The 7,034-nt window shown below is 35.4% G+C and carries 8 protein-coding genes and 1 pseudogene; 6 read left to right on the forward strand and 3 right to left on the reverse strand.

Features of this window, described 5'->3' with window-relative positions; all coding sequences use genetic code 11:
- From EGS71_RS22310 to EGS71_RS22315, 3 genes and pseudogenes are all read left to right on the forward strand, one after another.
- Window positions 1–308 (forward strand): annotated as a pseudogene (locus tag EGS71_RS22310) (DNA-binding protein); the annotation flags it as partial.
- Window positions 309–328: 20 nt separating this feature from the next.
- Window positions 329–472: a hypothetical protein gene (locus EGS71_RS22530; protein ID WP_001125247.1), complete on the forward strand. Its 144-nt coding sequence runs from the start codon at window positions 329–331 to the stop codon at window positions 470–472.
- Between the two features lie 220 nt (window positions 473–692).
- The gene (locus EGS71_RS22315; protein WP_031946024.1) at window positions 693–1,223 is read left to right on the forward strand and encodes a hypothetical protein; all 531 of its coding nucleotides are present in this window, start codon (window positions 693–695) and stop codon (window positions 1,221–1,223) included.
- A 57-nt stretch (window positions 1,224–1,280) separates the two neighbouring features.
- Here the strand turns inward: EGS71_RS22315 and EGS71_RS22320 are convergent, their stop codons facing one another.
- From EGS71_RS22320 to EGS71_RS22330, 3 genes are all read right to left on the reverse strand, one after another.
- Window positions 1,281–1,622, reverse strand: coding sequence for a type II toxin-antitoxin system RnlB family antitoxin (locus EGS71_RS22320; protein WP_002011662.1), 342 nt, complete (start codon window positions 1,620–1,622; stop codon window positions 1,281–1,283).
- Window positions 1,619–2,704 carry an RNase LS family HEPN domain-containing protein gene (locus EGS71_RS22325; RefSeq protein ID WP_125275263.1) on the reverse strand — a complete coding sequence of 362 codons (1,086 nt, stop codon included), beginning with the start codon at window positions 2,702–2,704 and terminating at the stop codon, window positions 1,619–1,621. The genes EGS71_RS22320 and EGS71_RS22325 overlap by 4 nt, the downstream gene beginning before the upstream one ends.
- A 97-nt stretch (window positions 2,705–2,801) precedes the next feature.
- Complete coding sequence (locus EGS71_RS22330; RefSeq protein WP_002011652.1) at window positions 2,802–3,176, reverse strand: hypothetical protein; 375 nt, start codon at window positions 3,174–3,176, stop codon at window positions 2,802–2,804.
- A gap of 258 nt (window positions 3,177–3,434) precedes the next feature.
- On the opposite strand from EGS71_RS22330, the gene mobQ reads away from it, so the two are divergent.
- The 3 genes from mobQ to EGS71_RS22345 form a co-directional block, all read left to right on the forward strand.
- On the forward strand, window positions 3,435–5,189 hold the full coding sequence (gene mobQ / locus EGS71_RS22335; RefSeq protein WP_050591173.1) for a MobQ family relaxase: 1,755 nt from the start codon (window positions 3,435–3,437) through the stop codon (window positions 5,187–5,189).
- Between the two features lie 634 nt (window positions 5,190–5,823).
- Window positions 5,824–6,774, forward strand: a complete 951-nt coding sequence (gene repM / locus EGS71_RS22340; protein ID WP_002011663.1) for a replication initiation protein RepM — start codon at window positions 5,824–5,826, stop codon at window positions 6,772–6,774.
- The coding region (locus EGS71_RS22345) for a plasmid replication DNA-binding protein (protein WP_213072087.1) at window positions 6,767–7,034 on the forward strand (268 nt) is incomplete at its 3' end. The genes repM and EGS71_RS22345, both read left to right, overlap by 8 nt.

The raw sequence follows: 7,034 nt of genomic DNA on the forward strand, positions 1-7,034 counted from the left end.
AACAAATTGACCGTATGCAAACACTCATTGAGCTGAAAAGTGTTGCTCCTGCCACAGCAGCACCACAACAAGATGCTACGGCATGCGACACCGACCTACCACAGCATGCGACAACACAACAAGACAATGATAATAAAAAGAATAATGAATTAAATATTGCAGAAAATGTGGCAGTGCCACAGCAAGAAACTACGGCATACCACACCCAAACGCTACAGCATGCCACGTTGCAAAATGTGGCAGTGCCACAACACAAAAAACGTGGCTTATTTGGCCGTGTACTGAATGCTGTTTTTGATCATGACTGAGCAATCAAGGGAGAGAGCTCATGCCGAAACTGAAAGATATTGCCCTGGGCATTATTGTGGCTCCGCTGCTGATCCCGATTATGCTGATTGCATCGTACCAGGATAAAAAGGCACTGAAGAAAGAGCTGGATGAACGCCAAAAAGAAAAAGACCAGGCATCCTGATTATTCAATTGAGCTAATCAAAAGCGTGGAACATTGATTAAAGATTAAGCGTGGAACGGTAGTATTCAACAAAAAAGCCGAACTCAGCTGAGTTCGGCTTTATGATATCAATTAACACATTGAATTATATAGATATAAAAAGAGCATTTCGTATAAGGTGTATTATGTTAATTTTAATTATTCTTAACCTCTTTGACCTTACATAATTAATGAGCTTTTTATGTTTTCACAAGATGATATTCGTTTAGCATTCGATAAATTAGAGCCACATTGGAATGAAATTGAGGCTGAACATAAGAAAAGAGAGGAGTACTTTATATCCTTAATAAATAATGATTATTCAGAAACAGCAGAATTACTAAAATGCCACTTAATCATTGAACACTATTTAAATATTTTCTTAGAGAAAGAACTTGGACTAGATAATTTGAATGAAGCAAAACTAAGTTTTTTTAATAAAATGAAGTTACTTCCTGATAATAAAGTTGTAACTTTTGTGAAACCAGGCATTGTTAGAATAAATACATTACGAAATAAGGTTGCACATCAACTCGATGTTAAATTTTCCAATAAGGATTTAGGAGAAATCTCTAGTATCTTAAAAATTGCTAGAACTGACGTAGATGCGCTTAGTTTCATAGAAAATATTAAAAAATTCACATCTGTTGCATGCACATGGCTAACCCCTAAAGATGATAAAATTCAGGGGTATATAGCAGAATCTATATCTCATATAAAATATAATGAATGAGATTATCTAGCTATAAAAAAACCAACAAAATGTTGGTTTTTTTATCAAGATCCTATCTCAGATATAAAGGCCTTCTACTTCTGTGCTAGACAAAACACTCTGCTTTACCATGTCTTTATTCTTCAAAATTAGCTCATTTTGTTGAGCTTCAAGGCTAGGATCAATATGAGAAAACGTTTGGATAGTTTTCTTTAAAAATTTCTTACCATCAAAATCTATTGAGGCGAAACGGTTAAAAGAAAAACCATTGAAGAAGAATAAATCGAACAGAACCTTACCTCTGAAATGCTTGTATTCCAGATCAGAAGAGATAAGTTTAAGACGATTCATAGGATTAATATCATCATATGCTGTCACAATGGCGATATTTTTATCCATTAATATACGAATATTGTTCATGGCATCGCTTTATATAGACTTTTGATCAGATTGTAAACATCATCTGTCAGATGTAATACTTGATCAAAATTCATTAATACCCTTGTGGTAACAATTACATTATCAACATGGAATAGCGTATGTCTCTGATGATTATAAAAAGAATACGCAGCATTGAGGGCTTTTATTAGATCCTCATCATTGATGATAGCCGAATACTTTGGAGATAATGTAAATTTTTGAGGACCTATCTTATCAAAATGTTCTCCAACCTTTGTCTCATCAAGATCTATTTCATCAAATTCGCCTAAAATATGTTTCAATACACCTTCTAAAGCTCGTAGTTCAGAATATAAAAAGCAACTATAGTCTGGAAGATCAAAAGTAATTGTTTTCAAAGATGCACTACTGATTAGCATATTTCTAAGAATATCTGGTAATTTTGAATAACTCTCTTCTAACTTTGCTTCTAAATTATTTATAACAGTTTTTTGTTCAACAACTTGAGTGCAATTTTCATCAGTTCGGCTGAATACATGAGCTAATCCATTAGCATCTAAAAGAATTGAAAATTGGAAAATAAATTCCTGATAACAGGATAACGGAAGTCCTTTAATCAGTACCTTCTTAGAGTTATAAACTGTTACTTGTAATGTATCTTTGGAAATTAAATTACATATATCAAATCTAGTTCCATGTAATTCTTTTGTTTCTTTATACTGGAATACTTGTTTTCCATCTTCTGTTTTTTTATCTAACATTAATTCAACAATTGGTTGGATATGTTCATACTCATATCCAACCAATGTCATATTAATTCGACCCTTTTCTTCAGCAACATGAGAAGCTAAGAACGACGCTAGCATTTCTCCAATAGATTTATTTTTACCCGTAGGGTTTAAGGTCGTTGTACCTTTATTATTATGATAAATTTCAAATAATCCATCTTCCATTCCTATTTTACTAATTACAAAAACCTCCTTGGAATTAGTACTAGTCCTTCTGATGATGCTAACTTTATGTTTTTCTTTAAACTCCTCCATAAGAGGCATTATTTTTTCTTTTAACAAGACTAGATCTTTATATGGATTCGAAGATGCCAATTAAATACCCTCTAAAATTTTATATTGAAATTAAAGCTTTATATCATAATTTCGATTCTAGAATTTAACATAAAATCTCTTATATGAAATTTAGAACTTATCCCTTAAAAAGATCATTAAAAAGCTCTTTATCTTTCTGTCTATTTTCTTCTGTCTTACTTTCCGCACTTAAAAACTGCTCAAAATCAGCCCATTGATGTTTAAAAGATTCATCATTTTTAAATTTATTCAAAACCCAAGCGCCAAGCAAAATTTTCCGTCTAGTTTCATTTTTCCGTTCTTGAGCTTTTGCTTCGCTTAAAAGTTTTTGCTGTTTGAGTTTAAGCTCATTCTGTTTCTGTTTTGCCTGTTCTAAGATCTGCTCTTGTTCTTTTTTTAAATACTCAATTTGCTCTTGCAGGGATAATTTTTTCTGCTGTGCTTTGGTGAGTTTCTTTAAAACTGTATCTTTCTTTTCTTGAATATCTGACATAGTATTAAACCGTGATGATCAATAATCAAACATCATCATAGAGTCAAAAAACAAAGCAAGCAATATCAAACGTAGCGAAGCGAAGTTTTCCCGGAGTGAAACGAAGGGCGCACTTACCCACTTTTATCATTTCATTTAAAAGTGGACGTTGCGACAGGGGAACCCCCTGTACCCCATGACCTCGCTTTAGCATGGTCAGCAACTTTTTCAAAGTTGCGAAAATCAAAACCACGGTATGCAGAAATTTAGGTTTTTAAAATGGCAATTTTTCATTTGAATGAAAGCAATATCTCACGAAGTGACGGACGTTCAGCCGTTGCTTGTGCTGCTTATCGTGCCTGTGAAAAATTAGAGGATCTGACTTTTGGAAAGACTCAGGACTACACTAAAAAAAAGGGACTTGCATACAAAAATATTTATGCACCAGAACATACCAATACAAAACTTTTAGACCGTCAAACACTTTGGAATACAGTAGAAAAAAAAGAATTCAATGCCAATGGCTCAATGAAAGCCAATGCACGACTCGCCAAAGAATATATCTGTGCTTTACCACATGAATTAACAGATGCAGAACGCATAAAAATCGTTGATGACTTTTGCCGAGACTTTGTGAACAAGCACAATGTTATTGTCGATGCCTGCATCCATGCACCACATGAACATAACGATGAAACCAATAATAAAAACTATCACGTACACATGATGTTCACGACCAGACTCATCAATGAAAAAGGCGAATTAGGAAAGAAACAAAGAATCTTCAACGACCATGGTCCCGAGATCCTGAAGGACAGCCGAGCAACTTTTGCCAATGTTGTAAATACAGTATTGGAAAATGCCGGGCTAGACGAACGCATCGACCACCGGAGTTACAAGGATCAGGGCTTAGACTTTCTTGAACCCACTCATCATGAAGGGCATGAAGCTACAGCACTTCGCAGACAATATGACGAGGAACAAAAAAGACCGCTTGAAGAACGTAACACTGAAATTGTGCTACCAAGAATTGCACTTGAAAATGATGCAATCAAAGCCAAAAATTTAGATGCTGCACGAGAATACCAACAGATCATCAAGGGCCTTGATCAAGAAATTATTGTTCCAAGTCGATTAGAAGATCAGATTACCCAGCTGGAAAACGAACTTCAGTTAACCGAAACAGAAGAAAAAGAGCTTTTAGCAGAATTAGTAAATCTCAACCTAGAAGAAGAACGCCTGCAAGAACAACAGGTTCAACAGATCGACAACGCATATGATGACTTCATCCGGTGCCAAGATATTTATGCAGAATTTGCCAATCAGTTTTACACCATTCAAAGCAATGCTGCTGATAATCAAAAGCAGATTGAATCAAATCTCACCAAGACAAAACGATGGTTAGCAGAAAACAAAAGCGATTTTTACCTACATACCAATAATTTGTTTTATGACTCTTATCATCATACTTACAGAGATATAAAAAAACCTGATTTTTATGCGACTGAAAAATCAGTAGAACAGGCAAAAAATGAGAACTGGAGAGAATACGCAACCGAGGTCGAACAACTTGCTAAAGAATACGATATTGAGAATGTCGTCAAACGCTTAGGCCAATGCTCAGAGATACTGGAAAATAATGGGATTGAACGACCAACGATAAAACCCTCGTTTTGGCAGAAGCTAAAACGAGAGTACGTTCATTCATTCGATACCCTACATGATTTTAATGATGATGTGAGTCCCCTCCTTAAAGCAAAACGGGCAGATGATCTCAAAATTGAACAAGAAAGAATGCAGCAAGTACGCCAAGCGGAAGTAGATCGCCAACGAAGAATTGAAAATGATCGCAGAGAAAGTGAATTTAGAGAGCAATTACGTAAAGAACGAGAGCAAAAAGAACAACGCTATGAACAAGAAAGACACGAACGAGAACATTTGGCATTTTTAAAACGCCAAGAATTGGAAAAACAGCAGAAAAATGAGCCTAAAAAACCAGAAAATGAAAATAACAACGATTACCGACCTTGGTGAATGCTGTTTAAACGCAAAAAAATAGGGTTTTTAGCGATGTTTTGCTAAACCACAGTAGATTTTATAGTTGAGTTAAGAAAAAACTCTTAAATCGCAAATGAGAGCATTTAGCGAGTGTCTACGAGCGAACTACAGGGATCTAAATTTTTTCACCTGTTTTTCCCTGATTACAGGCTCCCCTGTGTATCAAGAACTCAGAATCAGAGCATCCCGAATGGGTGCGAACTGATTACGGTGGCTTTATGTCGAGCGAAGCGAGTGAAAAAGTTCTATGAGCGAAGCGAATTCCTAGTTGCTTTTCTTTTTTAAAAAGTCACGAAATTTTAAGCCAAAAATTGCCCCTACGAACTGAGCGAAAGCGAAGTTCAATAGAGTTTGAGCGTAGCGAAAACATAGGGCAATTTTTCCTTGCCTGGGCTTTTAATTATTTTAAAGTTTTTAAATGCTTTTAGGTAAGCTGAAAGCCTTGTAAATAAAGGCTTCTAGACTTCATATGACACCGTTTACCTTGCAATATGACACCGTTTACCTTGCAATATGACACCGTTTACCTTGCAATATGACACCGTTTACCTTGCTTATAGCACTAAAATTAATTAAGGTGTCATAGCATAATAAATAATACTGGTGCTTCATGAGAGAGTTAGTTGTAAAAGACAATGCCTTAATTAATGCAAGTTATAACTTAGATTTAGTAGAACAACGTTTAATTTTATTAGCTATTGTTGAGGCAAGAGAAAGTGGGAAAGGGATTAATGCTAATGATCCCTTAACTGTCCATGCAGAAAGCTATATCAATCAATTTGGCGTACATCGCAATACCGCTTATCAGGCATTAAAAGATGCCTGTAATGATTTATTCGCAAGACAATTCAGCTATCAAAAAATAAATGAAAGAGGGAATATTGAGAACTATAGATCCCGTTGGGTTAGTGAAATTGGATATGTAGATAATGAAGCAGTGGTTAAGCTTATTTTTGCCCCTGCCATAGTTCCATTAATTACGCGCTTAGAAGAGCATTTTACTAAATACGAATTGCAGCAAGTTAGTAATCTCAGTAGTGCTTATGCTGTTCGTTTATATGAGTTATTAATTGCTTGGAGAAGTACGGGCTCTACTCCAATTATAGAGCTAAGTGATTTCCGTCAAAGAATTGGCGTACTCGATACTGAGTACAAGCGTATGGAACGCTTTAAAACTAGTGTACTTGAGCTCGCTATTAAACAAATTAACGAACATACAGATATCACAGTGAAGTATGAACAACACAAAAGAGGTCGATCAATTTCAGGATTTTCTTTTAACTTTAAACAGAAAAAGAAGGACAGCCCATCAATAGAAAGAGATCCGGATACTTTGGGTCTTTCTTCAAAGATGACCGATGCTCAACGGCATATGTTTGCAAATAAACTTTCCGAACTTCCTGAAATGGGTCGTTATTCCCAGGGAACTGAAAGCTATCCGCAATTTGCTATTCGTATTGCTGAGATGCTGCAAGACCCTGACCGAATAAAAGAACTATACCCATACCTAAAAAAAGTGGGATATATGCCATCAAATAAAAAGGACACCGTAAATGGCTAAGTTATCACTAAGTGAAGTATCTAAAAAATTTCATGTGGATAGATCAACCATTTACAGAGCTGTACGTAATGGACGTTTATCACGCTCCAGTGATGGACAATTCGATCTAGCAGAGGTCATCCGATGCTTTGGAGAACCTGAGCAAACATCTCAAAAAATTGAATCATCTAAGCAAGAAGGTGATGAATCTACAAAAAAACTTATTGCCCATTTAGAAAATGAAGTCAAAAAATACCAAGAACGTGAAGAACGGTTAATGC

Origin of the sequence: Acinetobacter sp. FDAARGOS_559, assembly GCF_003940475.1 — a bacterium.
Classification (GTDB): Bacteria; Pseudomonadota; Gammaproteobacteria; order Pseudomonadales; family Moraxellaceae; genus Acinetobacter; species Acinetobacter baumannii.